The organism is Synechococcus elongatus PCC 6301 (genome assembly GCF_000010065.1).
GTDB classification, from domain to species: Bacteria; Cyanobacteriota; Cyanobacteriia; order Synechococcales; family Synechococcaceae; genus Synechococcus; species Synechococcus elongatus.
Window position 1 is genome coordinate 1,319,344 of the sequence record NC_006576.1, and the last position, 25,779, is coordinate 1,345,122.

The 25,779-nt window shown below is 57.0% G+C and carries 24 protein-coding genes and 1 tRNA gene; 11 read left to right on the forward strand and 14 right to left on the reverse strand.

The window, feature by feature from the left end:
- Positions 1-91 precede the first annotated feature (91 nt).
- On the forward strand, positions 92-1,531 hold the full coding sequence (locus tag SYC_RS06410) for a phospholipase D-like domain-containing protein (RefSeq protein WP_011377526.1): 1,440 nt from the start codon (positions 92-94) through the stop codon (positions 1,529-1,531).
- 17 nt (positions 1,532-1,548) lie between these two features.
- Here the strand turns inward: SYC_RS06410 and SYC_RS06415 are convergent, their stop codons facing one another.
- Positions 1,549-1,911 (reverse strand): single-stranded DNA-binding protein, encoded by a 363-nt coding sequence (locus SYC_RS06415; RefSeq protein ID WP_011377525.1) that lies wholly within the window; start codon positions 1,909-1,911, stop codon positions 1,549-1,551.
- Positions 1,912-2,139: 228 nt separating this feature from the next.
- On the opposite strand from SYC_RS06415, the gene SYC_RS06420 reads away from it, so the two are divergent.
- Genes SYC_RS06420 through mreD form a run of 3 tightly spaced genes read left to right on the forward strand, consistent with a single transcriptional unit; the run spans position 2,140 to position 4,559 of the window.
- Positions 2,140-3,141: a rod shape-determining protein gene (locus SYC_RS06420; protein WP_039755477.1), complete on the forward strand. Its 1,002-nt coding sequence runs from the start codon at positions 2,140-2,142 to the stop codon at positions 3,139-3,141.
- Between the two features lie 24 nt (positions 3,142-3,165).
- Entirely contained in the window at positions 3,166-3,915 is a 750-nt protein-coding gene (gene mreC, locus SYC_RS06425) for a rod shape-determining protein MreC (protein ID WP_011243525.1), read from the forward strand.
- Entirely contained in the window at positions 3,876-4,559 is a 684-nt protein-coding gene (gene mreD, locus SYC_RS06430; RefSeq protein WP_011243526.1) for a rod shape-determining protein MreD, read from the forward strand. The genes mreC and mreD overlap by 40 nt, the downstream gene beginning before the upstream one ends.
- Positions 4,560-4,825: 266 nt before the next feature.
- Here the strand turns inward: mreD and ftsH3 are convergent, their stop codons facing one another.
- From ftsH3 to SYC_RS06450, 4 genes are all read right to left on the reverse strand, one after another.
- A complete protein-coding gene (gene ftsH3 / locus SYC_RS06435; protein WP_011243527.1) occupies positions 4,826-6,667 on the reverse strand; it encodes an ATP-dependent zinc metalloprotease FtsH3 in 1,842 nt (613 codons plus the stop codon).
- 106 nt (positions 6,668-6,773) lie between these two features.
- The gene (locus SYC_RS06440; protein ID WP_155813906.1) at positions 6,774-8,789 is read right to left on the reverse strand and encodes a caspase family protein; all 2,016 of its coding nucleotides are present in this window, start codon (positions 8,787-8,789) and stop codon (positions 6,774-6,776) included.
- Between the two features lie 147 nt (positions 8,790-8,936).
- The gene (gene sat / locus SYC_RS06445) at positions 8,937-10,124 is read right to left on the reverse strand and encodes a sulfate adenylyltransferase (RefSeq protein WP_011243529.1); all 1,188 of its coding nucleotides are present in this window, start codon (positions 10,122-10,124) and stop codon (positions 8,937-8,939) included.
- A gap of 189 nt (positions 10,125-10,313) precedes the next feature.
- Positions 10,314-11,147, reverse strand: coding sequence for a photosystem II manganese-stabilizing polypeptide (locus SYC_RS06450; protein WP_011243530.1), 834 nt, complete (start codon positions 11,145-11,147; stop codon positions 10,314-10,316).
- Positions 11,148-11,445: 298 nt separating this feature from the next.
- Here SYC_RS06450 and SYC_RS06455 point away from each other — a divergent pair, with 298 nt between their 5' ends.
- Positions 11,446-11,784, forward strand: coding sequence for a hypothetical protein (locus tag SYC_RS06455; RefSeq protein WP_011243531.1), 339 nt, complete (start codon positions 11,446-11,448; stop codon positions 11,782-11,784).
- Here the strand turns inward: SYC_RS06455 and coaBC are convergent.
- Complete coding sequence (gene coaBC, locus SYC_RS06460) at positions 11,781-13,007, reverse strand: bifunctional phosphopantothenoylcysteine decarboxylase/phosphopantothenate--cysteine ligase CoaBC (RefSeq protein WP_011243532.1); 1,227 nt, start codon at positions 13,005-13,007, stop codon at positions 11,781-11,783. The two genes, SYC_RS06455 and coaBC, sit on opposite strands and share 4 nt — an antisense overlap.
- Before the next feature lie 3 nt (positions 13,008-13,010).
- On the reverse strand, positions 13,011-13,229 hold the full coding sequence (locus SYC_RS06465; protein WP_011243533.1) for a protein IsiD: 219 nt from the start codon (positions 13,227-13,229) through the stop codon (positions 13,011-13,013).
- Between the two features lie 79 nt (positions 13,230-13,308).
- Between SYC_RS06465 and SYC_RS06470 the strand changes: the two genes are divergently transcribed.
- Positions 13,309-13,381, forward strand: a tRNA-Ala gene (locus SYC_RS06470).
- Positions 13,382-13,401: 20 nt separating this feature from the next.
- Here the strand turns inward: SYC_RS06470 and SYC_RS06475 are convergent.
- Together SYC_RS06475 and secA are read right to left on the reverse strand one after the other, a co-directional pair.
- A complete protein-coding gene (locus SYC_RS06475) occupies positions 13,402-14,538 on the reverse strand; it encodes a quinone-dependent dihydroorotate dehydrogenase (RefSeq protein WP_011243534.1) in 1,137 nt (378 codons plus the stop codon).
- 8 nt (positions 14,539-14,546) lie between these two features.
- A complete protein-coding gene (gene secA / locus SYC_RS06480) occupies positions 14,547-17,393 on the reverse strand; it encodes a preprotein translocase subunit SecA (protein WP_011243535.1) in 2,847 nt (948 codons plus the stop codon).
- Between the two features lie 185 nt (positions 17,394-17,578).
- Here secA and glmU point away from each other — a divergent pair, with 185 nt between their 5' ends.
- Complete coding sequence (gene glmU, locus SYC_RS06485) at positions 17,579-18,937, forward strand: bifunctional UDP-N-acetylglucosamine diphosphorylase/glucosamine-1-phosphate N-acetyltransferase GlmU (protein WP_011243536.1); 1,359 nt, start codon at positions 17,579-17,581, stop codon at positions 18,935-18,937.
- Between the two features lie 11 nt (positions 18,938-18,948).
- Here glmU and SYC_RS13385 read toward each other — a convergent pair whose 3' ends face one another.
- The 5 genes from SYC_RS13385 to SYC_RS06510 form a co-directional block, all read right to left on the reverse strand.
- Positions 18,949-19,359, reverse strand: a complete 411-nt coding sequence (locus tag SYC_RS13385) for a potassium channel family protein (RefSeq protein ID WP_050738285.1) — start codon at positions 19,357-19,359, stop codon at positions 18,949-18,951.
- A complete protein-coding gene (locus tag SYC_RS13825) occupies positions 19,323-19,643 on the reverse strand; it encodes a hypothetical protein (RefSeq protein ID WP_041676988.1) in 321 nt (106 codons plus the stop codon). The genes SYC_RS13385 and SYC_RS13825 overlap by 37 nt, the downstream gene beginning before the upstream one ends.
- A gap of 54 nt (positions 19,644-19,697) precedes the next feature.
- Positions 19,698-20,060, reverse strand: coding sequence for a DUF1823 family protein (locus SYC_RS06500; RefSeq protein WP_011243538.1), 363 nt, complete (start codon positions 20,058-20,060; stop codon positions 19,698-19,700).
- Positions 20,061-20,144: 84 nt separating this feature from the next.
- A complete protein-coding gene (locus tag SYC_RS06505; protein WP_011243539.1) occupies positions 20,145-20,486 on the reverse strand; it encodes a carbon dioxide-concentrating mechanism protein CcmK in 342 nt (113 codons plus the stop codon).
- A 44-nt stretch (positions 20,487-20,530) separates the two neighbouring features.
- On the reverse strand, positions 20,531-20,839 hold the full coding sequence (locus tag SYC_RS06510) for a carbon dioxide-concentrating mechanism protein CcmK (RefSeq protein WP_011243540.1): 309 nt from the start codon (positions 20,837-20,839) through the stop codon (positions 20,531-20,533).
- A gap of 77 nt (positions 20,840-20,916) precedes the next feature.
- Between SYC_RS06510 and dusB the strand changes: the two genes are divergently transcribed.
- The 4 genes from dusB (at position 20,917) to SYC_RS06530 (ending at position 25,772) form a co-directional block, all read left to right on the forward strand.
- Positions 20,917-21,921 carry a tRNA dihydrouridine synthase DusB gene (gene dusB, locus SYC_RS06515; RefSeq protein WP_011243541.1) on the forward strand — a complete coding sequence of 335 codons (1,005 nt, stop codon included), beginning with the start codon at positions 20,917-20,919 and terminating at the stop codon, positions 21,919-21,921.
- Positions 21,922-22,117: 196 nt separating this feature from the next.
- Entirely contained in the window at positions 22,118-23,401 is a 1,284-nt protein-coding gene (glyA, locus tag SYC_RS06520; RefSeq protein WP_011243543.1) for a serine hydroxymethyltransferase, read from the forward strand.
- 22 nt (positions 23,402-23,423) lie between these two features.
- Positions 23,424-24,497, forward strand: coding sequence for an MraY family glycosyltransferase (locus SYC_RS06525; protein WP_011243544.1), 1,074 nt, complete (start codon positions 23,424-23,426; stop codon positions 24,495-24,497).
- Between the two features lie 9 nt (positions 24,498-24,506).
- Complete coding sequence (locus tag SYC_RS06530) at positions 24,507-25,772, forward strand: competence/damage-inducible protein A (protein WP_011243545.1); 1,266 nt, start codon at positions 24,507-24,509, stop codon at positions 25,770-25,772.
- The last annotated feature ends 7 nt before the right edge of the window (positions 25,773-25,779 follow it).

The following is a 25,779-nucleotide window of genomic DNA, read 5'->3' on the forward strand; positions in this document are numbered from 1 at the left end:
ATCGTCCCAGGCTGAGCTAAAGCTGGGCTTAAATCTCCTCTCAGGTGCCATTCATCACTGGCCTACTAGAGAGAGTCCTGAACTGTTCAGCATGAAGTCTGGAGTACTCGCCCTTTTGCTGGGGCTACTGACTGCCTGCCAAGCTCCACTGGCACAAATTCAGTCTTCGGGGCAGGGCGCAGCCGATCGCTGGGATGCCAACGCTCCCGTGCAAGTCGCGTTCAATCACAACCCAGATCAGCGATTTACCGATAGCTTGGGCCGCGATCGCGAAGGTGATGATTTGGAAGGACAACTCCTCGCCAGCCTAGAGCAGGCTCAAACATCGATCGATGTCGCGGTTCAGGAAATTCAGGTGCCCCGCTTAGCGACTGCTTTGATCCAAAAACACCAAGCGGGCATTCCCGTTCGCGTCATTGTGGAAAACCAGTATCGCCAACCTTGGAGTCAACGACTGTCAGGCAACCTGAGTGATCGCGAGCGGCAGCGACTAGAGAACTACCGACAGATAGCCGATCGCAATGGTGATGGCCAACTCAGTCCCGCCGAAATTGCTGGCGGGGATGCTGTGTTAATGCTGGAGCGCGCTGGTGTACCGATTCTGGACGACACCGACGACGGCAGCCAAGGCAGCGGGTTGATGCACCATAAGTTCGCGATCATCGATCGCCGCTGGGTTGTCACCGGCTCTGCCAACTGGACAGCCAGCGATTTCTTTGGCGATCCGGGCCGACCTGCCAGTCGTGGCAATGCCAATCATCTGCTCTGGTTCCGCAGCCCAGCGCTCGCAGCGATTTTCCAAGAAGAATTCAACCTGATGTGGGGCGATGGCCCCAGTAAATTGCCGGATAGCCGCTTTGGCCTTGGTAAGCCCTTGCGATCGCCTAAATCGGTCCGTATTGGCAACACGCGCCTGCTGGTTCAGTTTTCGCCCACTAGTCCCCGGCTACCGTGGCAGGAAAGCACCAACGGCACAATCGCCCGTTACCTCACCCAAGCCCAGAAGCAGATCGATCTAGCACTGTTTGTCTTTTCGGAACAAGCGATCGCCGATGTTTTAGAAGCGCGATCGCAGCAAGGTACTCAAGTGCGACTGTTAATTGACCCTGGCTTTGCCTATCGTCCCTACAGCGAACTGCTAGATATGGTCGGCCTAGCGCTTCCCGATCGCGACTGCCGGGTTGAGTCAAACAATCGCCCTTGGAGTAGTCCCCTCACAACAGCAGGAGCGCCACGACTGACGCCCGGCGACACGCTCCACCACAAATTTGCCGTGATTGATCGCCAGCGCGTCCTGACCGGATCTCACAACTGGAGTGCCGCAGCCAACCTCAGAAATGACGAAACATTTTTAGTGATCGAGGACTCTAGTTTGGCCGATCGCTTTCGGGCAGAATTTGAGCGACTCTACGCTGATGCCTTCTTAGGTATTCCGCCAGCCCTGCAGCGCCGCGTCAATGAGGCGAAGCGACGCTGCGGTAGCCGAATCACTCCGAACAGCAATCAGGACTTAACCGAAACTGAGGATTGAGCCTTGGAGTCGAGGGATTAGAACAGATCGCTGTCTGGATCGCGGGGAGCCATGCCGCCCTCTTGATCTCGGCGCGAGCCCAGCAGCTCAAGACGATTGGCCCGGACGACGGGTGTGGTGCGCTGATTGTTGTTGCGATCAGTCCAGCTCTCAATCTTGAGAGCACCACTGATGCCGATCAGACTGCCTTTCTTGACATAGTCGATCGCAACCTGGGCTTCGCGGCCCCACATCTCAACGTTGAACCAATCAGGCTCATCATTGCGGCTGCGGCGATTGACCGCCAGGGAAAACTTACAAACGACCGAACCCGACTCAAAGTAACGAGCTTCGGGGTCACGACCGACGCGCCCCACCAAGTTGACAACATTTAAGCTCATCGTGCAGTCAAACCCCTGCGCATTGCTCAGTCCCATTTTGGCAGTTGTCGGCCAACCCGCCGAGCGAATCGCTGCCTAGACTGAGTTAGCAGGAGGCGCTAGAATCCTCTGGCGTTGCAGGCCACTCCACTGCGTTTCTGGCTTGCTACTCAGCTTAATTACCGCAGCCACGTCATCAAGGCGGATTTATCAGTGAGTATTCTTCGGCGCTTCTCCCTCTCCCGCGACATGGGTATTGACCTAGGGACGGCCAACACACTGGTCTATGTCTCCGGTAAAGGCATTGTTTTACAAGAGCCGTCGGTTGTCGCGATCGACCAAAACCTCAAAAAACCCCTAGCGGTCGGCTCTGAGGCCAAGTTGATGCTAGGTCGCACCCCCGGTAGTGTCGCAGCTCTGCGCCCACTGCGGGATGGTGTCATCGCTGACTTTGATGCCGCTGAGTTGATGCTCAAGCATTTCATCCGCCAAGTCCAAGAAGGGCGATCGGGCGTAGCTCGGGTCGTAATCGGCATTCCCAGCGGTGTCACGGGTGTGGAACGTCGCGCAGTGATGGAAGCGGCTACCCAAGCAGGCGCCCGAGAGGTCTATCTAATCGATGAACCGGTGGCTGCTGCGATCGGGGCAGGATTGCCGGTAGCTGAGCCGACAGGGACGATGATCGTCGATATCGGCGGCGGCACCACGGAAGTTGCCGTGATGAGCTTGCAAGGCATTGTCCTCAGCGACTCGGTGCGCGTGGCGGGCGATGAGCTGAGTGAGGCGATCGCGCAGTACCTCAAGAAAGTCCACAACCTCGTGATTGGGGAGCGGACCTCTGAGGAAATTAAAATCATGGTCGGGTCGGCCTTCCCCGACAACGAATTTGATGAGACAACCATGGAAGTCCGAGGCTTGCACTTGCTGTCTGGCCTACCTCGGACCGTCACGATCAAAGCAGCGGAAGTGCGCGAAAGCATGGCGGAGCCACTGAATGTGATTGTGGAAGCCGTCAAACGCACCCTCGAAAAAACACCGCCGGAGCTGGCTGCTGATATCGTCGATCGCGGCATTGTCCTCGCCGGTGGGGGTGCTTTGGTGCGGGGGCTCGATGAACTGATCAGCCATGAAACCGGCATCATCACCCACATTGCCCCCGACCCCCTGAGCTGTGTAGTGCTGGGCACGGGTCGCGTGCTCGAGAACTTCAAGAGTCTTGAGCGGGTGTTTAGTGCCAGCTCCCGCGCCTAGAGCGGTGCGGAGCAGCAGAACACGATGGCGGATGTGCTGCGTTGGTTCAATCGTTTCGGGCTCCGAGTTGCGATCGCTGGTGGGTTGATCGGGGCTGCATGGATTTTGCGGCAAACCCAAGGGTCACTCTTGGTCGAAGTCTACGCCTTGCTCACCCATCCCTTTTATCCTGGCCCCACTCAGCAAGAGTGGGTCAAGACGGCTACCGTTGCGGGTCTTGAGCAAGCGCTCTTGGAGGCAGAAGCGGAGAACCGTGTGCTCCGCCAGCAGCTAGCCCTGAAGCCGAAGCAACCAGCCGGCGCGATTTTGGCACCAATCATCGGTCGCAGCGTCGATAGCTGGTGGCAGCAGGTCACGCTCGGGCGCGGTAGTCGGGATGGCGTCCAAGTAGGCGACAGCGTCAGCGGTCCTGGCGGTCTGGTGGGGCGCATTGTCAGCGTCTCCCTCAACACCAGCCGCGTATTGTTAATCACAGACCCCAGCAGCGGTGTGGGCGTGATGATTAGCCGATCGCGCAGTCAGGGCTATATTCGCGGCCAAGGGACCAATCAGGTCACCGTGCGTTTCTTCGATCGCGATCCGGTGGTTCGCCCCGGCGATGTCGCTGTCACTTCTAGCGCTAGTACACTCTTTCCTGCTGGCTTACCTGTGGGTGTCGTTCAAAAAATCGATCTACAGGCCACTCCTGCCCCAGAAGCAATCCTGCAGCTGTCAGCGCCGATTGGGCAGCTGGAATGGCTGACAATTCAGCGATCGGTGCCCAGCAGACCATGAGTTTCAGTGCCGAGGAGCTGCGATCGCCCTGGTTAGCCACAGGTTTATCAGCTCTTGGGCTAACCCTCTTAATGTTGTTCCGCTTGCCAGGCTTAGAGCTAGCTGGAGTCGCGCCCCACTGGGTTCTGCTCTGGTTAATCACCTGGGCGCCAGGCCATGCAGTTTGGCAGGGTATTATCGCTGGCATCACCTTGGGGTTCCTGCTCGATGCCCTAAGCACCCCCTACCCTACCCATGCGCTGGGGCTCGCGATCGCAGGTTGGATTCTCACCGCTGGCTATCGCCGCCGTTGGTTTAGCTTGGAACCAATTGCGCTGATCAGCCTCTGCTTTGGGCTAGCGATTCTGCTTGAAGCCACCACCGCGCTCCAGTTTTTGATCCATTTCCGCGATGGCAATAATTGGGCACCAGAAGCGGGTAACACCGCTCAGCGGATCATCGCCGACCTCAATCGTCCTCTGCTGCCCGATCAAGCCGCAGGCATCAACCCTCGTTTTGTGGCACAACCGCTCTACTTCCTGCGGGGAATCGTCTGGGATTTTGCCCACATTGGCCTGGCCTCAGCAGTCATCACTAGCTTGTGCTTGCCACTCGTTTTCATTCCTCTGCGATCGTTCTGGCAACCGAAATGCGATCGTCTGTAAGGTACGACAGCTAGCTAACCACTGCCCATGTTGCTGAGGCATGCAGGATGGATAGACCTCATTCCGTCAGCACCTTTGTCTGTGGGGTGATGGTCTGTTTTTCTAGCCAGGAAGTTGACGAGCCTGACACAATTTCCCTGAGTCGGTGCGGTGACGCCAACAGATTAGTTTGAGTGGGTACTTGCTTGAGCGCTGGAGCCACAGGACAAGCAACAAAAAACGGGAGCCAGTGCGACTCCCGTTAGTGCTGTCAATCAAGCTGAGGTTTAGGCGATCGCGGCCATCCGCACTTCATTGTTGTTGAGCAGATCTTGCAGTTCTTCCGCATCAACGGTTTCTTTCTCAACCAGCATTTTGGCAAGTTGATCAAGAATCGAGCGGTTTTCAATCAACACTTTCTTGGCGCGATCATAGGCAACATCCACCAGCTGACGCACTTCGTCGTCAATCGTGGCGGCAGTCTCTTCCGAGAAGTCACGCTCGGCAGCAATGTCGCGACCGAGGAACATGTTGCCTTGCTGGCGACCGAGGGCCACAGGGCCAAGGCGATCGCTCATCCCGAAGCGGGTCACCATCTGACGAGCCACGCGGGCGACTTGCTGCAAGTCGTTAGAAGCGCCAGTCGTCACTTCTTCCTCACCGAAGACAATTTCTTCCGCCAGACGACCGCCAAGGGCAACCGCCATTTGGTTTTGCAGGTAGGTACGGGAGTAGAGGCCCGACTCCATCCGCTCTTCGCTGGGGGTGAACCAGGTCAGGCCACCCGCACGGCCGCGGGGAATAATGCTGATTTTTTGGACGGGGTCGTAGTCAGGCATCAAGGCACCGACCAAGGCGTGACCAGCTTCGTGGTAAGCCACCAAGACTTTGCGTTTTTCGCTCATGACGCGGTCTTTCTTCTCAGGACCCGCCAAGACGCGATCGATCGCATCGTTGACTTCATCCATCGAGATTTCTGCCAAGCTGCGGCGAGCAGCCAGAATCGCGGCTTCGTTCAGCAGGTTGGACAGATCCGCACCGGTAAAGCCAGGCGTCCGGCGGGCGATTTTGTCGAGGTCGATATCTTTGCTGAGGCTCTTGCCACGAGCGTGAACGCGCAGGATTTCCAGACGACCGTTGTAGTCGGGGCGATCGACCACCACTTGGCGATCGAAACGACCGGGACGCATCAAGGCCGCATCCAAGACATCAGGACGGTTGGTCGCCGCAACGATGATGATGCCGCTGTTGCCCTCAAAGCCATCCATTTCGGTCAGCAACTGGTTGAGGGTTTGCTCACGCTCGTCGTTACCACCGCCGAGGCCAGCACCGCGCTGACGACCAACGGCGTCGATCTCATCGATGAAGACGATGCAAGGCGCACTGGCTTTGGCTTGCTCGAACAGGTCGCGGACGCGGCTAGCGCCGACCCCGACGAACATTTCCACAAACTCGGAGCCAGAGATGCTGAAGAAGGGAACGCCTGCTTCGCCAGCCACGGCTTTCGCCAACAGGGTTTTACCGGTACCGGGAGGACCCACTAGCAGCACGCCTTTGGGAATTTGTGCACCGACGGCGGTGAAGCGATCGGCGTTTTTGAGGAAGTCGACGACTTCGGTCAGTTCCAGTTTGGCCTGATCAATCCCCGCCACATCGTTAAAGGTGACTTGGGTTTGCGGCTCCATTTGGACGCGAGCTTTGCTCTTGCCGAAGTTCATTGCCTGGTTGCCAGGGCCACCTTGGGCACGGCGCAGGATGAAGAACAGACCCACGAGCAAGAGGATCGGGAAGAAGAGGCTGCTCAGAGCCCGCAGCCAAACGCTGTCTTGGTTCTGAGGACGGACGGAGATATCGACGTTGTTATCGGTCAGGATTTTCAGCAGTTGCGGGTCGTTGGGCAGATTGACCTGCACTTTGTCGCCGTCTTCGGCTTGAACCAGTGCCGAGCTGCGATCGGGACTGAGGATAACCTTAGCGACTTGCTTGTTTTCCACGCGCTGGACAAACTCGCTATAGCGCCAGGTCGCCACGGTTTCCGTGCCGCGCTGATCCAGTAAAGCGGTCCCCAAAGCGATCACCACGATCGCGAGTAGTGCGTAGAGGCCGGCGTTTTTCCATCGTTTCTTCACAGGGGCCAATCCTCCTTGGATCGTCTCGGCGGATGTAAAGGGACTAACTCGTCAGTGTAACGAGGGGAAGTGTTAATTAATATTAACCACTTTCAGAAAAGTCGGATCAGCTTTGTTGCCATGCGATCGCCAAAGTGGCCCAAAGCGATAGGGGTAGCAGCGGATCGCCACTGGTCGTCAGGCCCTCATCTGCGCTTGCAGCCTGCAGATCTGCGACCAATGCTTCCAGCACCTGACTGGGATTCGCCAAGGGTTGGAGGAGTCCCCCAGTTGGGGACTGTTGAGCCGCGATCGCCTGACGACACTGCTGGAGTGGCGCAGCGCTGGCGATCGCCCAGACAACACCACTGGTAAGCCCCGGAAGCGGCAGTTCGCTCGTCAGGGTTCGCTCTTGACCAGCTCCCAGTTCGATCGCGGGCAGGAGCGGCAGAGGTTCCGCTTCTGCTTCGCCCTCGTCTGAGACCAGCGGAGTGCCTGTCCAGCCCCAGACCCACCAGCGGCCTTGGCGATCCTCCAGCAGCAGCAGTAATTCGGCGGCCCGATCGCTGTAGCTGCGGAGAGCCCAAGTTTGGGTGGTAGTTACGACCGGAGCGATCGCAACTTCTGAGCCCGGATCAGGGAGCGGCACAGCTGCAGTCTGACGCTGTGCCAGTTGTTTCTTGCGATCGCCCGATCGCCAAGTCCAGCTCACAGGGAAACTTTCGGGACCGTCATTGAGCAGCTGGCTGAGTCGCTGCCGCGCCTGCCACAGGGGTAATTGCTGTTTGAGGGCATGACCGAGATCTTTGAGGGTCTTGCCCATGCACTGCAGACGATCGCGCCGTTGCGCATCCACCAAACGATAGCCATCGCGATCGCTGTGAAGAAGGAGTCCCTGACAAGTCGTTTCGAGAGCAGAAGCTGTTGTCACCGTCGGCAAGGTCGATAGAGCACTGGCCAAATCGACCCGTTCAATTCGCTCAATTTCTGGGGAACAGCCAAGGACGAGCGCAGGCGCTGCGGGCAAATGACGCACCGCCTCCTGCAAAACCATTCCCGACTCCAACCTCAGCCCCGATCGCAGCGATCGCAAACTAATCTGGCGACCACGCTGATCCGTCACCGCTAGCAAGGCTCCTTGAGGACTGCGGAGCTGGCTGCCAAGGGCCTCGGAGGCTTGCAAGCGTCGAGCCAGACTGATGGCTTGCAGCGGTTCACCACTACCGCGTAGTTCTGCCACACCCGCTGCCGCTCGACTCAGTTCGCTATGGCCTTTCCAGACCCCGAGCCGCGCGATCGCCTGACCTCGGTCTACGGCGATCGCATTAGCGAGTCGCTGACTGAGCTGTTGCTGGTCAGTCGTGGGTCGGCTCCAAGCCTGCTCCAACAACTGCTGGGTCAACAGCCCTCTCGGTCCAGTACGACTGGGAATTTCTGGACTGGCGGCCTGTCCGTTGGCCAACAGCACAGGTAAGGGCCAACCCGTTGGCGCTGAACGACTCCACTGATTGACGCGCCGCCGCAGTTGCTCTTGCACCAGCTTTGCTTCCGGTGATAACTGCTCGGCAGTCGCAGTCGGCAAGCCTCGCATGAAAAAGCGATCGCTAGGGCGATCGGGTGGGCCAAAGCCAGCATCAAGACTGACCCAACCGCGTGTTGTCGTCAAACTTTGCAGCAGTAATTGCAGGGTCTGCAAACTCAAATCATTCAGCTCAGGCGCGCTCTCAGACCGACTGTCATGGACCACCAGACTCAACTCGGCGCGATCGCGACCTACTGGCTGCCAGTGCCGACCATGACTGCTGATGTGCAGGAAGACAATATCTTCAGCACCAGCCTGCCCTAAGTGATCCAAAATGGCAGACTCAATACCGTGGCGCGTTGCTTGCTCTTGGGTCAGGATCAGAATGTCATTAGGTGCAAATTGAAAGCCCTCAACGAGGAGTGCCGCTAGCTGCTGGACATCCTGCACTGCACCGTACAGCGGCGGAATGCTATCCGATTGAAATTGATTGATGCCAACCAATAACGCCAAACGACGTTGAGCGGGCGCTGCTAGCAGCGGGAGTGGCTGCCCCAGAATCTGACCGCCCAGCCACAACAGACCACCCGCTTTTAATAGCTGTCGCCGCGTCCATGCCATTCTCTGCCCCCAGCCCTCAACCATCCTAGACCGGCAAGTTGAGTGTTTTCGCGGATTAGATTGTGTCGGTTTCCTCGCCTGAGGGTTGCGATCGGGGCATTTCGACTTCCAACCGAACCCTCAGAGAAGGGGACTGAACCCTGAGGGCTAGACAGCCGCCACTTCGCTGTCGCTACGCATCGCCCGAATCAACTCGGCAGCCACCTCGGGCCGCGAGAATTCTGGCGGCGGTAACTCACCCTTGCGTAGCAGTTCACGGACTTTAGTCCCCGAGAGGTGAATACGCTCCTCAGGGCTGCTGGGGCTGGTTTTCGTCGAGGCCATCGCCTGCGTGCGGGTGCAGTAGAAGGCATGCTCAAACTTCATCGGCAGGATGCCGAGTTCTTCTGGTTTGAACTCATCGAAGAGGTGCTGAGCATCATAGGTACCGTAGTAGTTGCCGACACCCGCATGGTCACGACCCACAATGAAGTGGGTACAGCCATAATTTTTGCGAATCAGGGCATGGAAGATCGCTTCTCGCGGCCCGGCATAGCGCATGGCGGAGGGGTTGATCGCCAGAATGACGCGGTCCTGCGGGAAGTAGTGCTCCAGCATGATTTCGTAGCAGCGCATCCGCACATCTGCCGGAATGTCGTCCGACTTGGTGGCACCGACCAAGGGATGCAGGAACAGGCCATCCACGGTTTCCAACGCACATTTGATGATGTACTCGTGGGCACGGTGAATGGGGTTGCGGGTTTGGAAACCCACCACTGTTTTCCAGCCGCGATCGGCAAACTGCTGGCGTGAGGCGATCGGGTCAATTTGGTAGCTGGGGAAAAGCGGATGAGCGTCCCGCTGCAGCAGCCAAATCGGGCCAGCAAGGTTGATCGGGCCTTGGGCGTAGACCACCGCCACCCCAGGATGCTGCTCTTCGTCAGTGCGGTAGACGTTGGTCGCTTCGTGGACTTTGTTGTAGCGATACTTTTGGGTCAGCTCTAGCACGCCCACAAAGCGGCCCTGGGCATCATCCAAGCGAACCCAGCCGCCCTCTTTAAGCGGCTCCGCTACTTCCTCAGTGACAGAGAGCGTGATCGGCACCGACCAAGGCAGACCATTCGCCAAGCGCATGTCGTCCACCACCGACTCGTAGTCGGTCTGGCCCATGAAGCCGTTGAGGGGGCTGAAGCCACCGATCGCAATCATCACGAGATCGGAGAGCGCCCGCTCATCCAACTGAACCCGTGGCAGGTGATCCGCCTGGGCTAAAAATTCTTGGCGCTCAGCGGCGGTGGCAATCCGCTGAATCAACTGCCCACCGTGGGGGGCAATTCCTGGCACGACTTGCGTCACAACATCTCTCCCAACTATCCATGCACCCAGACATATCCGAGTTGAATGCCTGCAGTACAAGCTTTTGATCCTAGTCCGAAGCGGTCGCTAGACAAAAGGGCATCGAGCGATCGCCCAATGCCCCCAGTCGAGATTTCAGTCTGAATTGACTTGTAACCGCTGGTGTAAACCAGCGACTACACTTGCGCCCTAGGCGTCAGCCGGTTCAATCCGGCCGTAGAACTGACCGACGAGTTTGACGTCGACGGCTTCTTTACCACCCATGTCCGTGTCGGATGGCTGGATCGCGGTGAACACGCCCGCCACTTCACCCGTAGCGCCATCAACTTTCGAGACAGCCAAGGAAATTTCCCCTTGACCAGTCACGAAACGCTTGACGTTTTCTTTCGTCAGGTCTTCTGCATCACCAGCCGAAGGAATTGCTACTGCGCTTTCGTAGCCCGTGGTCAGACCGCGCGCTTTGGGATCGAGGAAGTTCGAGGTGCGATAAGAAGGCACGCGATAGCCACCCCGCAGATCCGTCGAGGTGTTAATGCTGGTTGCCGGCTCACTGGTGCTCGCCACCAAGCCCTTGACCGTGAACAGGAAGGGAACCTCTTCACCACCGGGGAGCAGAACCGTGATGGCTTGGAAATCAATGCCACCTTTTTCGGTAAAGCTGACGGTGCCGTCTGCTTTCAGGGCCAAGTCACCGTAGACCTGATCCAAGCTCGAGGTGTAGCGGGTCAAGACTTTGCCCGGCACGAATTCTGCTTTCTGGCGCTTGTTGCCCGGCTCTTCTTTCACGAAGAACTCTTGCGGCTCTAGGCACAGATCAGTCAGAGCATATTTTTTACCCGCTTCCAAGGGGATGGTGCCCCGAGCGGATTCTTTCAGGGAGAGACACTTGTTGGCCAAGCCAGTGTCTTTGATTTGGTCGTAGGTGAGTGTGCCCAAATCTGCTGCCGTCGGGCCGCTGCTGCAGGCGGTCAGAACTCCGAGGCAGACTGCCAAAAACGCAGCCAGAAACGCGCGATACCGCATATCAGTCCTCAACTGTCCGTATCAAACAACCCCGCCCTGCGCTCAGTTGCACCGACGGTTCGACCGTAGCAGCGGAGCCTCGGGGAATTTTCGCTTGCCATTGTCCACCAGCCTCAGCGATCGCCAAAACGACTCACTGATGCTCCAGAAACAGCTAGAGCGAATGGTATTGATATCCATCAATCAGCATCCAAGGATGCCTCTCAGAATTCTACACGTCAGGGTCGCGACGCTTAAGGTTCTATCTAGACTTAGCGGCAGGGTCCGCTAAAATCGACCCAATTTGGAAGGTCTAGGCATGAATTCGGGTCGTCGCTCCAATGCGCCAGAGACTGTCAGGATTGATCTCCTGCCGCTCAAACAACAGGTGCAGGAACTTACACAACAACTGGAAGGCGACGCCGAAGGGCTGCTGGGCTTACTGCGGCTACTTGAGTATCTCCACCGTGAGATCCAAGATGGCTCCTTTCGCAAGGCTTTACCGACCGATCGCCAAGCTCTCTATGGCCTGTTGCGCGACATGGAAACTGCGGGTGGTTGGCCCTATATTCCCCGTCTCCAAATCCGAACTTTTTTGGAGTTGCTAGAAGCCGATCAGCCTTCTCTGAAATCTGAAAACTCAGACACAAAAGCTTAAAGATTTTTAACAAAATCTAAGATGGCATGAGCCAAGCTAAGTTTGCTGCGGAACCCCAAGGGCTGGGATGAGCCATCAGGACGCAGCGCGATCGCGGCATTAGTGGCACTGCCAAAGCCTTGACCGGGCTGATCGATCGCGTTGGCGATGATGGCGTCGAGTCCCTTGCGCTGCAATTTCGCGATCGCGGGTTCCAAAATCTCGCCAGTTTGGGCAGCAAACCCGATCAACTTCTGGTTTGGATACCGCTGCTGACTGAGCTGCGCCGCAATGTCGGGTAACAGTTGTAGTGGCAGTGAGGCTGGTAGTTCAGCCTTACTCAGCTTCTGGTGGGATCGCAGTTCCGGCCGGACATCGCCCACGGCTGCTGCGAGTAAAACCCAATCTGCAATCGGGGTTGCGGCAATCATCGCTTCAGCCAGTTCTTCGGTACTGACTACCGCTTGGCGATCGAGGCTCGTCAACAGCCCCGGCTCGATGTTGGTCAAAGGCGCGTGAATCAGCTGGACTTGAGCACCGCGATGTTGGGCCGCGATCGCTAGCATCACGCCCATCCGCCCGCTACTGGGATTGCCGATAAAGCGCACCGGATCGAGAAACTCGCGGGTGCCACCCGCATTGACCAGAATCTTCAGCCCTTGCAGATCGGCTTGTCCCTGGGTCCAGAGCAACGATTCCAACCCTGCCAGAATCGCGATCGGTTCTGGCAAGCGACCACTGCCGACGCGATCGCAAGCTAAACGACCGCTCCCCGGTTCTAGGCCCAAGGTCTGAGGGCGCGATCGCAGAACCTGCCAGTTTTCTTGGACGATGGGCTGCAGCCACATATCCGTATTCATGGCGGGGGCGAGCAAGAGTGGGGCAGTCGTCGCGAGGACTGTATTGGTCAGTAGATTATCGGCCTGCCCATAGCGCAACTTCGCGAGGGTATTGGCAGTCAGCGGGGCGATCAGCATCACTTCCGCCCATTCCCCCAACTCGATATGGAGCGGACGACCATGACGAGCTGACCAAAAATCAGCGTCCGTATAGGCGGGATGGCGACAGAGAGTACTGAAACTGAAGGGAGCAATAAACCGCTCCGCCCCCGCTGTCAGAATGACGCGCACCTCTGCACCGGCCTGCACCAACTGGGAGACCACTTCGCAGAGTTTATAGACCGCAATGCCGCCGCAGACACCAATCAGAATCCGACGACCGGCAAAAGAGGCGATCGCAGTCACCGCTTAGGCCTCGTCAAATGCCTCAAGGTCGAGCAAATGGATGTAGTCATCGACTAATTCGGGGCGTTGAAAGGCGATCGCCCGCAGTAAATGCCAGTCTTGGAGTCCTTCGAACGGTGAGCGGTAATCATCCGCTTCAAGCCGTGCTGCTAGGGCCGCTACCTCCGTCGGGGTCAGTTGCTCAATCTGTTCAGGCGAGAAGGATTGCACAGAACCTGTCATGGCACCGCTCCGCAAGGGCTATCTCCAGTGTCCCACAGGGCGATCGAGCCGGGACCAGTGTTATGATTCATTCCGAATCGGGGCTATAGCTCAGTTGGTAGAGCGTACGGATCGCACCCGTAAGGCCAGGGGTTCGAATCCCCTTAGCTCCATAAAATGATCTCTTAAGTTTTCAAGAATCGATCGCTGCTGAGCCAACTGCTGCCGCCAAATTTGGAAGTCCAGCAGAGTCTAATCGCTCCAGCAACCCTTGCTGAATCGTCTTAACGAGCAGCGGCCCTTCATAGACCCAGCCCGTGTAAACCTGCACGAGACTTGCCCCAGCTACAATCTTCTGCCACGCGTCTTCTGCACTGAAAATGCCGCCGACACCAATGATCGGCAACTGTCCTTGGGTGGTGCGATGGAGCAGACGAATCACCTCGGTCGAACGCGATCGCAGGGGAGCACCGCTAATGCCGCCCGCTTCTGTTGCCAGCGGTTCTCGCCGTCCGGGTAGATGCTCGACAGACAACAGGCTCTTATCGATCGTGGTGTTGGTCGCAATAATGCCCGCCAACTGCTGTCGCTGAGCGAGATGAGCGATCGCGACAACCTCTTCGTCTACCAAGTCCGGTGCAATTTTGAGCAGCAGCGGTCGCTGTTCCGTATTCTCCGCCTGAAGTGCCGCCAGAATCGGCTCTAATTCTGTCACCGCTTGCAGCGATCGCAGTCCTGGTGTGTTCGGCGAGGAAACATTGACCACAAAGTAATCCCCAAGCGATCGCAGCGATCGAAAGCTACTGACGTAGTCCGAAACTGCTCCACTCAATGGCGTTAGCTTCGACTTGCCAAGGTTGATCCCGATCGGGATCGATCGCTGCCCCTCGGGGAAGTAGCCACGCAGGGTGTCTGCCAAGGCTTCTGCACTGGCATTGTTGAAACCCATGCGGTTGAAAGCCGCCAAATCCTGGGGAATGCGGAACAGGCGAGGCCGCGGATTTCCCGGTTGTGCCAAGGCCGTGACTGTCCCCAGTTCGGCAAAGCCAAACCCCAGATCCGACCAAAGCGGTGCAGCAATACCATCCTTATCAAAGCCTGCCGCCAAGCCGACGGGCGTCGCGAACGTGAGCCCCCAGAGGGACATGGCTAGACGCGGATCCTGGAAGCCATAGGTTTGGCGGAGATAGCTGCGCAGGTTAGCAGCCAAAGGCGATCGCGATCGCGCCAATGTCGCCAGAAACCCCAGCGCATTGCGCGTCAGCCACTCAGGGTCAACATTCAGTTGCGACAGCAAGAGCGGCCGCAGCAGCGGGCGATAGAAATCCACCGGCGGACCTAAACCACCTCAGCTTGTGGACGGGCTTGAGGCTGCGGATCGAACATGAACATCGAGTAGATCACGTTGCGGCGAATCGCCGTCATCATCTCGAGGAACAGCTCGTAGCCCTCACTCTTATACTCCAGCAGTGGATCTTTTTGCCCATAGCCCCGCAGACCGACGGATTCGCGCAAGGCTTCCATCGCCTGCAAATGCTCACGCCAGAGCGTGTCGATCTGCTGAAGGATGAAGTAGCGTTCGGCCTGCCGCATCAAGCCTGGCTGGATTTGATCGATCTGGGCTTCTTTGAGGTCGTAGGCAATCCGCAATTGCTCGTGCAGGAAGATCTTGATCGCCTCAGGAGACAGGTCTTCCAGTTGCTTGGCCTCTAGGTCTTCAAGCAGATAGACGAACTGCTTGACCTTATTGACCAGCTTTTCCAGATCCCACTCTTCCGACGGCAAATCCACATTGATGTGGGCATCGACGATTTCATCCATCGTCCGTTCGCCGTACTGAATCACTTGTTCTTTTAGCTCTCGTCCTTCGAGAACACGGCGGCGTTCTGCATAGATGGCACGACGCTGGTTGTTCATCACCTCGTCGTACTCAAACACCTGCTTGCGGATGTCGTAGTAGTAGGTCTCGACCTTCTTCTGAGCACCCTCGAGCGATCGCGTCAGCATGCCCGACTCGATCGGCATATCTTCTTCGACGCGGAAGGCATTCATCAGTTTGGCCACGCGATCGCCACCAAAAATCCGCAGCAGGTTATCTTCCAAGCTCAGGAAGAAACGCGTGGATCCTGGGTCCCCTTGCCGACCGGCACGACCGCGCAACTGGTTATCCACTCGGCGTGACTCGTGGCGTTCCGTACCAATCACATGCAGGCCGCCCAGTTCAACGACCTCGGCTTGCTCCTGCTTCGTGACTGCTTCGTATTCTTTGCGGACTTGCTGGTAGGCTTCCCGCAGTTTTTGAATCACCGGATCATCCGTCGGCGCCTTCTCAGCCGCCGTAGCGATCTTGTCTTCCGCTACCAGCTCCGAGAGGCTGTTACCGCCGTAGGTTTTCACCCCGAGGTCTACCGCTGCTTTCAGCAGCTTTTCGGCCTCAGTACTCAGTTCTGCTGGGAAAATATCCGACGACGCTTTCCAAGTCTTGCGTGGCTTCTGGCCGTTGGGCGACCCAAAACCTTGCGCTGCCGGGCGACCGCCCTCTAAACCAGCAACCCCAGCAATGCCAAAGCCATCCTCTTCGAAGCTGACCAGTTGCGGCATCCAATACTCGCGCAGCTTCAGCCGCGCCATGTAGTCCGCATTACCGCCCAAGATGATGTCGGTCCCGCGACCTGCCATGTTGGTCGAAATCGTGACGGCACCCCGACGGCCTGCCTGTGCAACGATTTCCGCCTCGCGTTCTACGTTTTCGGGTTTGGCGTTGAGCAGGTTGTGGGGGATGCCCTGCTCATTCAGCAGTTGTGACAGGAACTCCGACTTCTCAACACTGGTAGTACCGACCAGAACAGGACGACCTTCCGCGTGCAGTTCAGCACAGTCCGCTGCGATCGCACGCCACTTGCCGATCTCAGTTTTGTAGACGACATCAGGCTGATCCCGACGACGGCTGACTCGGTTGGTCGGAACAACGGTTACTTCTAGCTTGTAAGTCTTCTCAAACTCCAACTCTTCTGTCTTCGCCGTACCGGTCATGCCCGACAGTTTGGGGTAGAGCAGGAAGAAGTTTTGGTAAGTAATCGAAGCAAGGGTTTGGGTTTCGGGTTGAATCTCGACGCCTTCCTTCGACTCCACGGCCTGATGCAGACCATCACTCCAGCGACGCCCAGGCATCACGCGCCCTGTGAACTCATCGACGATGACAATCTCGCCACCGCGCACGATGTAGTTCACATCTTTAATGAACAGCTCCTTGGCCTTAATCGCATTAAAGATGTAGTGAGCCCAAGGGTCATTGGAGTCAAACAGATCGCTGACACCTAACAATTGCTCAGCGTTGATAAAGCCTTGATCCGTCAGCAGGACATTACGGCCTTTTTCGTCAACTTCGTAATCGCCATCCGGCTCTTCTTCACTGTCCGTATTCGTCGATCGCTGCAAGAGCGCCGCGACTTCCGATGCCCGCATGTATTTTTCGCTCGGGCGATCGACCTGACCGGAAATGATCAAGGGTGTCCGGGCTTCGTCGATCAGAATCGAGTCCACCTCGTCGATCACGGCGTAGTTGAAGGGACGCTGGACTACCTCTTCAATCACTGCGGCCATGTTGTCGCGCAGGTAATCAAAGCCCAGTTCGCTGTTGGTAGCGTAGGTAATGTCGCAGTTGTAGTTGCGGCGACGCTCTTCCGGCGACATTCCCTGCTGGATTAGGCCAACACTCAAGCCTAGGAAGCGGTGGACTTGTCCCATCCATTCCGCGTCGCGGCGAGCCAAGTAGTCGTTGACGGTGACGACGTGCGCACCTTTACCCGACAGTGCATTGAGATAGGACGGCAGCGTAGCGACGAGGGTTTTCCCTTCACCCGTCTTCATCTCGGCAATCTGACCGTCGTGCAGAATCATGCCGCCGATCATCTGCACATCAAAGTGGCGCAGCCCCAGCACTCGTTTACTGGCTTCGCGCATGACCGCAAAGGCTTCGGGCAGCAACTCCGCCAGCAATTCCTTCTCTGCAGCTGGCGAGTGGGAAACCTTGTCGAGCTTCTGGCGAAACTCAGCCGTTTTGGCAATTAAATCCTTGTCGGACAGTGGCTCAATGTCCTCTTCCAACAGATTGATTTCAGTGACGAGGGGTTTGTACTTTTTGACTTTGCGGACGTTGGGATCGCCCAGCAGCAAATTCAGCATAGTGGCAGCGGTTAGGCGAAAAACAGGCGAGAACCCGCGCCGGAGCAAGTCTCTCGCTTATCCTATCATCGCGATTGAAGTGCTTGGAGACTCGTCAGACGACCGCTCGGCATTCCAGCCGGAGTGATATTCTGCCTCTGGATTCGTCCTGTCCGCAGTGTTTTGTTCGGAGGCTTTGCTGTCGCATGGTTGCTGTTGCCATTTTGGCTGCGGGCAAAGGAACCCGGATGAAATCGCAGCTACCGAAGGTATTGCACCGGCTCGGTAGTCAAACCTTGCTCGATCGCGTACTGGCAAGCCTCACCCCTCTCAACGTCGATCGCTGCTTCGTGATCGTCGGCTATCAGGGCGATCGCGTGCGGGAATCATGGGCGCACCGGACTGACATTGAATTTGTCGAACAGACCCAGCAACTGGGAACCGGTCATGCGGTCCAGCAACTCTTGCCGCACCTCAAGGGTTACCAAGGCGATCTGCTGGTGCTGAATGGTGATGTGCCGCTGCTGCGGGGCGAAACCCTCGAGGCCTTAGTCTCAGGGCATCAACGCAGTGGGGCTGCAGCAACTCTTCTAACAGCGCAACTCAATCAACCTAAAGGCTATGGCCGTGTCTTTTGCGATGCCACCAGCCGGGTTTGCGAAATTATTGAAGATCGCGACTGCACTCCAGCTCAGCGCCAAAATCCCCGCGTCAATGCCGGCGTCTACTGCTTCCGCTGGCCAGATCTGGAAGCTGTGCTGCCAAATCTGAGCACCGCTAACGACCAGCAAGAGTATTACCTAACGGAAGCAATCACCTATCTTGATCCGGTTTCTGCTGTTGAAGTCGCGGATAGTCAGGAGATTTTAGGCATCAACGATCGCCTACAGCTAGCCGACTCCTTCCGTATCTTGCAGGAGCGAATTCGCCAGCAATGGATGTTGGCGGGCGTAACGCTCGTCGATCCAACCAGCATCACGATCGACGAAACCGTCCAACTTGGCACGGATGTAGTGATTGAGCCCCAGACCCATCTGCGTGGCAACACAGTGATTGGCAACAATTGCTCGATCGGCCCCAATAGTCTGATTACGAATAGTCAGATTGGCGACGGTGTCACGGTTCAGATGTCGGTGATTAGCGACAGCACGATCGCAGCCAACAGCAAAATTGGCCCCTTCGCTCACCTGCGCGGAGCCGCCGCGATCGGGGAAGCCTGCCGGATTGGCAACTTTGTCGAAGTCAAGAAATCCACGGTTGGCGATCGCACCAATGTTGCGCACCTGTCCTACTTAGGGGATGCCACCTTAGGACAACGAGTCAACGTCGGTGCGGGCACAATTACAGCCAACTATGACGGCGTTAGCAAGCATCCAACGGTGATCGGCGATCGCAGTAAAACAGGGGCGAATAGCGTCTTGGTTGCCCCCGTCACGATCGGCCAAGATGTCACGATTGCTGCTGGTTCAACCATCAATAAAGATGTGCCCGATGGCGCGTTAGCGATCGCCCGTAGTCGTCAAACCATTCATGAGAATTGGTCGACTCCTACAACAGAGCAGTGATCGATTCACAACTATTCCGACGTTGCTTTGTTCTTATTTTTGCTGATCGTGTAGGCCGCGATCGCAGCAGTGATCGAACTGAAGGTTCCGATCCCGCCCAGCATTAAAGCGATCGCGAGAATCCGCCCCGCTGTCGTCACTGGATAGATGTCACCATAACCAACCGTTGTAATCGTCACAACCGTCCACCAAAAAGCATCCCAAAGGCTACTAACGTTTTCGTTGACATTCACTTCCATGTAGTAGAAGCCAAGGGCTGCTGACATCACGACCACGCCGCCTAGCGTTGCAATGTAGAGAAGGTAAGTTTTCTCAGCAAAACGGGCAGAAGCCTCGAGAATAATGCGGAAGCGGACTAGAAATCGGACAAAGCGCAGTAGCCGTATCAGGCGAAAGAGTCGAACAATCCGGAGCCCGCGCAAGGCTTGAAATACAAAGTCATGATAGGAATTGAAGCGAGTAGCTCCCACCAATATTTACGGAAGAAAAGAACCTTATTCTCTGCGAGGAAGAAGCGGACAAAAAACTCGATGAGAAAAATGCAGGCAATTACCGTATCGGCGACTTGAAGCGCGTAGGTTTGCTCTGGAGTATGAGCACTCAGCACTTCAAAAAAGAGCAGAAAGACATCAACCAACGCCAAAGCCACCATGAGCAAGTCATCGAGGATGCTCTTTTCAAGGGCGGTTTTGAGGTCTGAGGTCATGCCATATCGCGGCTAGGCCGAGGAGTCGCTTGTAGTCGCAGATGTCACTGAAGCCTAGTCTTGTTGCGATCGCCGATAGGCCAAAAGCCAATTGGTCATCGTGGCGCGGCGGGTTTTGCGAGGCACCAATTCATTGATCGAGTAACCCGCAAATCCTAGCTCCTCTTTGAGCAGTTGTTTATAAGGTGCTGGAATCGATCGCGTTAATTTGACCGTGGCAGGCCGACTAGCAATAAAGTCGGGCGGCTCTGGATAATCCTGTCGCCACTCAGGGGCGACTAGGTCCGTTTTCCAACAGGATTGGGCTTCATCCCAGACATAGCCCAAAGCCTGCCAAACCAAAGCATTGGCTTCGGCATCCGACAGCTCATCTTTGAGGATGGCCCAAAGCAACTCATCAGTAATTGTGATGCCCATCCTGATTGAGGTCCTTCCCTATCAAAAAGGCTAAGGAGCGATCGCCCCTCAGCCCAAATCAACCCTTTTAATCAGTCGCTACCCTTAACGGCGGCCACTACCAGTTCCTTCGGCAGAGAGTCGATATTGTTCCACTTCTGGGCCAAAGCCGATCGGGAAGACCGCTTCCACGTTTTCATGCGGGCGAGGGATGATCACCCACGTTTCGAGGGTGCCACCAGGCGTATTTTTCGCGGCTTCAATGCCCGCATCCATCGCCGTTTTGACTTCTGAGACATCCCCCCGAATGTTGACTGCAAAGCGAGCGCTACCGGCCCGCATGTAGCTCACAATCGTGATTCGGCCAGCTTTGACCATGGCATCAGCTGCCGCCAAGATTGGGGGAAAGCCCTTCGTTTCCAGCGAGCCAATTGCCTGCTGAGACATCTCAAACTCCTTCGCGTCGCAGTGTCGATTGTAAAGTCCGTGGCTTAAGACCGAAAGGGCTCGGATTCAGCCGTGAAGTCGATCGGCATCACCGTTTCCACGTTTTCTTGTGGATTCGGGATGACGATGTAATTGATCAGCTCTGCCCCTTCGGTTTCAGCAACTGCTTTCAACCCTGCTTCAACAGCCGTTTCGACTTCCGAAACAGGTCCCCGCACCGAGACAAAGAATTGGGCACTTTCCGCCAATCCATACTGGGTGATGGTGACCCGAGCCGCTTTGACCATCGCATCTGCCGCAGCAATAATCGGCGGAAATCCGAGGGTTTGAATCGTTCCGACAGCAATTGGCATCAGCAAAAACCCCGATCGCAGCGGGATGGAAGAGCCATCAACATATTCTATGGGTAGAGTGTCCTTTCCTCGATGCTGTGGCTGAATTTGCCGTCGTTGACCGAGCGATTCCTGCTCATTTACAAACGCCACTGCAGGTAGGTTCTCTGATTCTGCACAGTCGTGTCTTGCAATCACCGCTGGCGGGCGTCAGCGATCGCAGCTTTCGACAGCTCGTCCGGCGATCGGCTCCGCAGTCGCTGATTTTTGCCGAAATGGCGCATGCAGGCTTGCAATTAGCAGGGCGCGATCGTTGGGAATTTTTGCCCCATGAGCAACCGATTGGCGCGCAGTTATTTGGTGATCAGCCAGCGACTTTAGCAGCAGCAGCGCAACAAGCCGAAGCAGCTGGAGCGGTTTGTATCGACCTGAACATGGGTTGTCCCGTCAGTAAAGTGACGCGCAAACGCGGTGGATCCGCGCTCCTCCGCGAGCCAGAACTGGCGATCGCGATCGTCCAAGCGGTGGCAGCAGCGGTCAGCATTCCCGTCACCGTCAAAACCCGCTTGGGCTGGGAGCAGGTGACCATTCTCGACTTCGCCCAACAGCTTGAAGCAGCAGGGGCACAACTGCTGACACTTCATGGCCGCAGTCGCAGTCAGGGCTATAGCGGTCAGGCAGATTGGAACTGGATTACACGGGTCAAATCACGGCTGTCGATTCCCGTAATCGCCAATGGTGATATCAACTCGCCAGCAGATGCGATCGCCTGTCTCCAGCAAACGGGTGCGGATGGTGTGATGTGTGGGCGCGGTAGCCTCGGTAATCCTGGCTTAGTGGGCGCGATCGATCGCTCTCTCAAAACTGGAGAGCAAACACCGGAATTAGAGCTGCGCGATCGCCTGCAACTGGCGCGGGAACATCTGCTGCTGCTCTGGGAGGACAAAGGAGCAGCGGGACTCTTGCAAGCTCGCAAGCATTTGGGCTGGTATCTCGCGGATCAACCTGACTATCAAGACCTGCGTCAGCACCTCCTCCGCAGTGAGGATCTCAGCCAAAGTCTGGATTTATTGGATGCAGCAATCGCCTCTGTAGTCTGCTGATCACTTGGTAATTTCGACGGGTTTAGACTGCAATTTCCACTGGTTCTGTCAGTCCGGCTAGGGAGTTGCTCCCGTACTTCAAGGAAGCCGATCAACCAAGTTAGGATAGAGATTCCGGCAACATATCGGGGCTGAGGATGGTTTTGTTGCGGCCGCTCCCTCTGACCCGCCCACAAGCTTTCCAAGGAATCTGTCCGTGACTGAGACGAACTTCGACTTCCTCGCCCAAGGTGATCCGGCGATCGCGGCCATCATTGGTCGGGAACTGCAGCGCCAGCAAGAACACCTTGAACTGATCGCCAGCGAAAACTTTGCCTCACCAGCGGTGATGGCAGCTCAAGGCTCGGTGCTGACCAACAAGTATGCAGAAGGTCTGCCCAGCAAACGCTACTACGGCGGCTGTGAGTTCGTTGACCAAGCGGAAGAATTGGCGATCGAGCGGGCTAAAGAACTGTTCGGCGCAGCCCACGCCAACGTTCAGCCCCACAGCGGTGCTCAGGCCAACTTTGCGGTCTTCCTGACCCTGCTGCAACCGGGCGATACTTTCCTAGGCATGGACCTGTCCCACGGCGGGCACCTAACCCACGGCTCACCGGTTAACGTCTCGGGCAAATGGTTCAATGCTGGTCACTACGGCGTCAACCGTGAAACCGAGCGTCTGGATTACGATGCCATCCGCGAGCTCGCTCTGCAGCACCGTCCTAAACTGATCATCTGCGGCTACTCGGCTTATCCCCGCACCATCGACTTTGCCAAATTCCGCGAAATTGCTGATGAAGTCGGCGCATACTTGCTGGCGGACATGGCGCACATCGCCGGTTTAGTCGCTGCGGGCCTGCATCCTAGCCCAATTCCTCACTGCGATGTCGTCACGACAACCACCCACAAAACCCTGCGCGGCCCTCGTGGCGGCTTGATCCTGACGCGCGATGCGGAACTCGGCAAGAAACTCGACAAATCCGTCTTCCCCGGCACCCAAGGGGGCCCGCTGGAGCACGTAATTGCTGCGAAAGCCGTCGCCTTCGGCGAAGCCCTACGCCCTGAGTTCAAGACCTATTCAGCGCAAGTGATTGCCAACGCTCAAGCTTTGGCTCGTCAACTGCAAGCTCGCGGCCTCAAGATCGTCTCGGATGGCACCGACAACCACCTCTTGCTCGTCGACCTGCGATCGATCGGCATGACCGGTAAAGTAGCTGATCTGTTGGTCAGCGATGTGAACATCACCGCCAACAAGAACACGGTGCCCTTCGATCCCGAATCGCCGTTTGTCACCAGTGGCATTCGCCTGGGTACGGCAGCGATGACAACGCGGGGCTTCAAGGAAGCAGAATTTGCGATCGTGGCAGACATTATTGCCGATCGCCTACTCAACCCCGAAGACAGCAGCATGGAAGACAGCTGCCGTCGCCGCGTCCTCGAATTATGCCAGCGCTTCCCGCTGTACCCGCACCTGTCACCCGCAACGCCGGTCGCGGTTTAGGCCCTCCTATCGTCTTGCCATCATGACAGCCCCGGCTGCGCCTACTTCGCTGTATCCGTTGTTGGCCTTTTGTGTCTCGGCCTTGGTGGTCGTCCTGACGACACCAGTGGTGCGTAGTCTTGGCCTGCAGCGGGGGCTAGTCGATCAGCCCGGTGAGCGCAAGGTTCACCATCGACCAATGGTGCGGCTGGGAGGCATTTCGATCTTTCTGGGCTCTTTAGCCGCCCTACTACTGACTTGGTGGCTAGGCGGTTTTGGCGTCCTGCCCTCCGATCGCGAATACGAAATCTGGGGCGTGACGATCGGTGGGCTGGTCTTCTTTTTGATTGGCCTCGCTGATGACTTTTTCTCGCTCTCACCGATCACGCGACTGCTGGCCCAGATGACGGTGGCTGCGGGTGTTTGGTTGGTGGGGGTCCGCATTGATCTCCTGACAATTCCCTTCGTCGGGGGCGTCTATGTACTGCCAGAGTGGCTGAGCCTGCCGGTCACGGTTCTCTGGCTAGTGGGCATGACCAATGCGATCAACTGGATTGATGGGCTCGATGGATTAGCCGCTGGAGTGTCGGGCATTTCCGCCGTTATTTTGCTGATCGTGGCGCTAGCCGTGCAGCAACCGGCTGCTGCGCTAGTTGCTGCTGCCTTAGCTGGGGGGTGCCTTGGCTTTCTGCGCTACAACTTCAACCCCGCGAAGATTTTCATGGGCGATGGCGGCTCCTACTTTATTGGCTTCACCTTGGCTGGGGTCGGGGTGATTGGTCTGGTCAAAAGTCTGACAACGTTTGCGGTGCTACTGCCCTACTTGATTTTGGCAGTGCCGATGTTGGACATGGTGACGGTCATCCTCGATCGCTTGCGCAGCGGTCAATCGCCCTTCAAAGCCGATAAACGCCACCTCCACCATCGCCTGTTGGATGCGGGCTTTTCTCATCGCCGCACGGTCGTCCTAATCTATGGGCTGACCCTCTGTGCCGGGAGCTGGGCCCTCGCCTTCGCCAATATTCCTAGCGGCTACGCCTACGCGATCGCCTCAACCCTATTGGTGATTGTGCTGTTCTGGCGATCGCGGCAGCGATCGCGCCGTTCTCTTCCCTGAGCTTGATCAATGTCTGATCCCCGTTATTGCGCCGAGATTATCAGTGTCGGCACAGAGCTGCTGCTCGGGAACATCCTCAACAGCAATGCTCAGTTTTTGGCCGAAGAACTGGCACAACTGGGAATTCCTCACTACTTCCAAACCGTGGTGGGCGACAACCGCGATCGCCTCCAGTCAGCGGTCAAAATCGCGGCGGAGCGATCGGGGCTGCTGATCTTCACAGGGGGGCTAGGGCCAACCCCCGATGACCTGACGACGGAAACCCTAGCAGCTTGCTTCGAGACGCACTTGGCTGAACGCCCCGAAGTCATCACTGACATTGAGGCAAAATTTACGCGGCGCGGACGGGTCTTGACCGACAACAACCGCAAGCAGGCACTCTTACCGGTTGGAGCCGAATTGCTGCCCAATCCCAGCGGTACCGCCCCCGGCATGATCCGGTCGCCGCGATCGGGCCTAACGCTGATGACCTTCCCCGGCGTACCCGCTGAAATGCGCCGGATGTGGACAGAAACAGCGGTGCCTTGGCTGCACCAAAACGACTGGTGTCGATCGATTCTGGTCAGTCGTTTGCTGCGTTTTTGGGGCATTTCCGAGTCAGCACTGGCTGAAAAAGTGGCGCCCTTCTTCGACCTGCAAAATCCAACGGTTGCACCCTACGCTAACAACGGCGAGGTGAAGTTACGGATCACGGCAGCCGCAGCCTCTGAAGCAGAAGGGGTAGCCCTGATTGCGCCGATCGAGCAAGAACTGCGGGCGATCGCAGGACGAGATTGCTACGGTGCTGACAACGACAGCTTGGCTTCGGTGGTCGGTGCGCTCCTGCACGATCGCGGTCAGACTTTGGCCGTCGCAGAATCCTGTACCGGCGGTGGTTTGGGTCAGTTGATCACGACAATTCCCGGCAGCTCCCAATGGTTTTGGGGCGGTGTGATCGCCTACGACAACCGTGTGAAACAATCGCTCCTCAATGTCTCAGCGGAAACTTTGGCTGAAGCAGGGGCGGTCAGCGCAGTCGTCGCAGAACAGATGGCGATCGGCATCCAGCAGCGCCTAGGGACGACCTGGGGCGTTTCCATCACCGGCATTGCGGGGCCGGATGGTGGCACGGAAACGAAGCCGGTGGGATTGGTCTACATCGGTATTGCAGGCCCAACAGGTTGCTTCGGCGTTGAACGGCGCTGGGGCGCTGAGCGCGGGCGTGACTGGGTCCGGCGCCTGAGTGCGGGTGAAGCACTCGATCAACTGCGGCGATCGCTGCTGAATTTGACCTAAATCGATC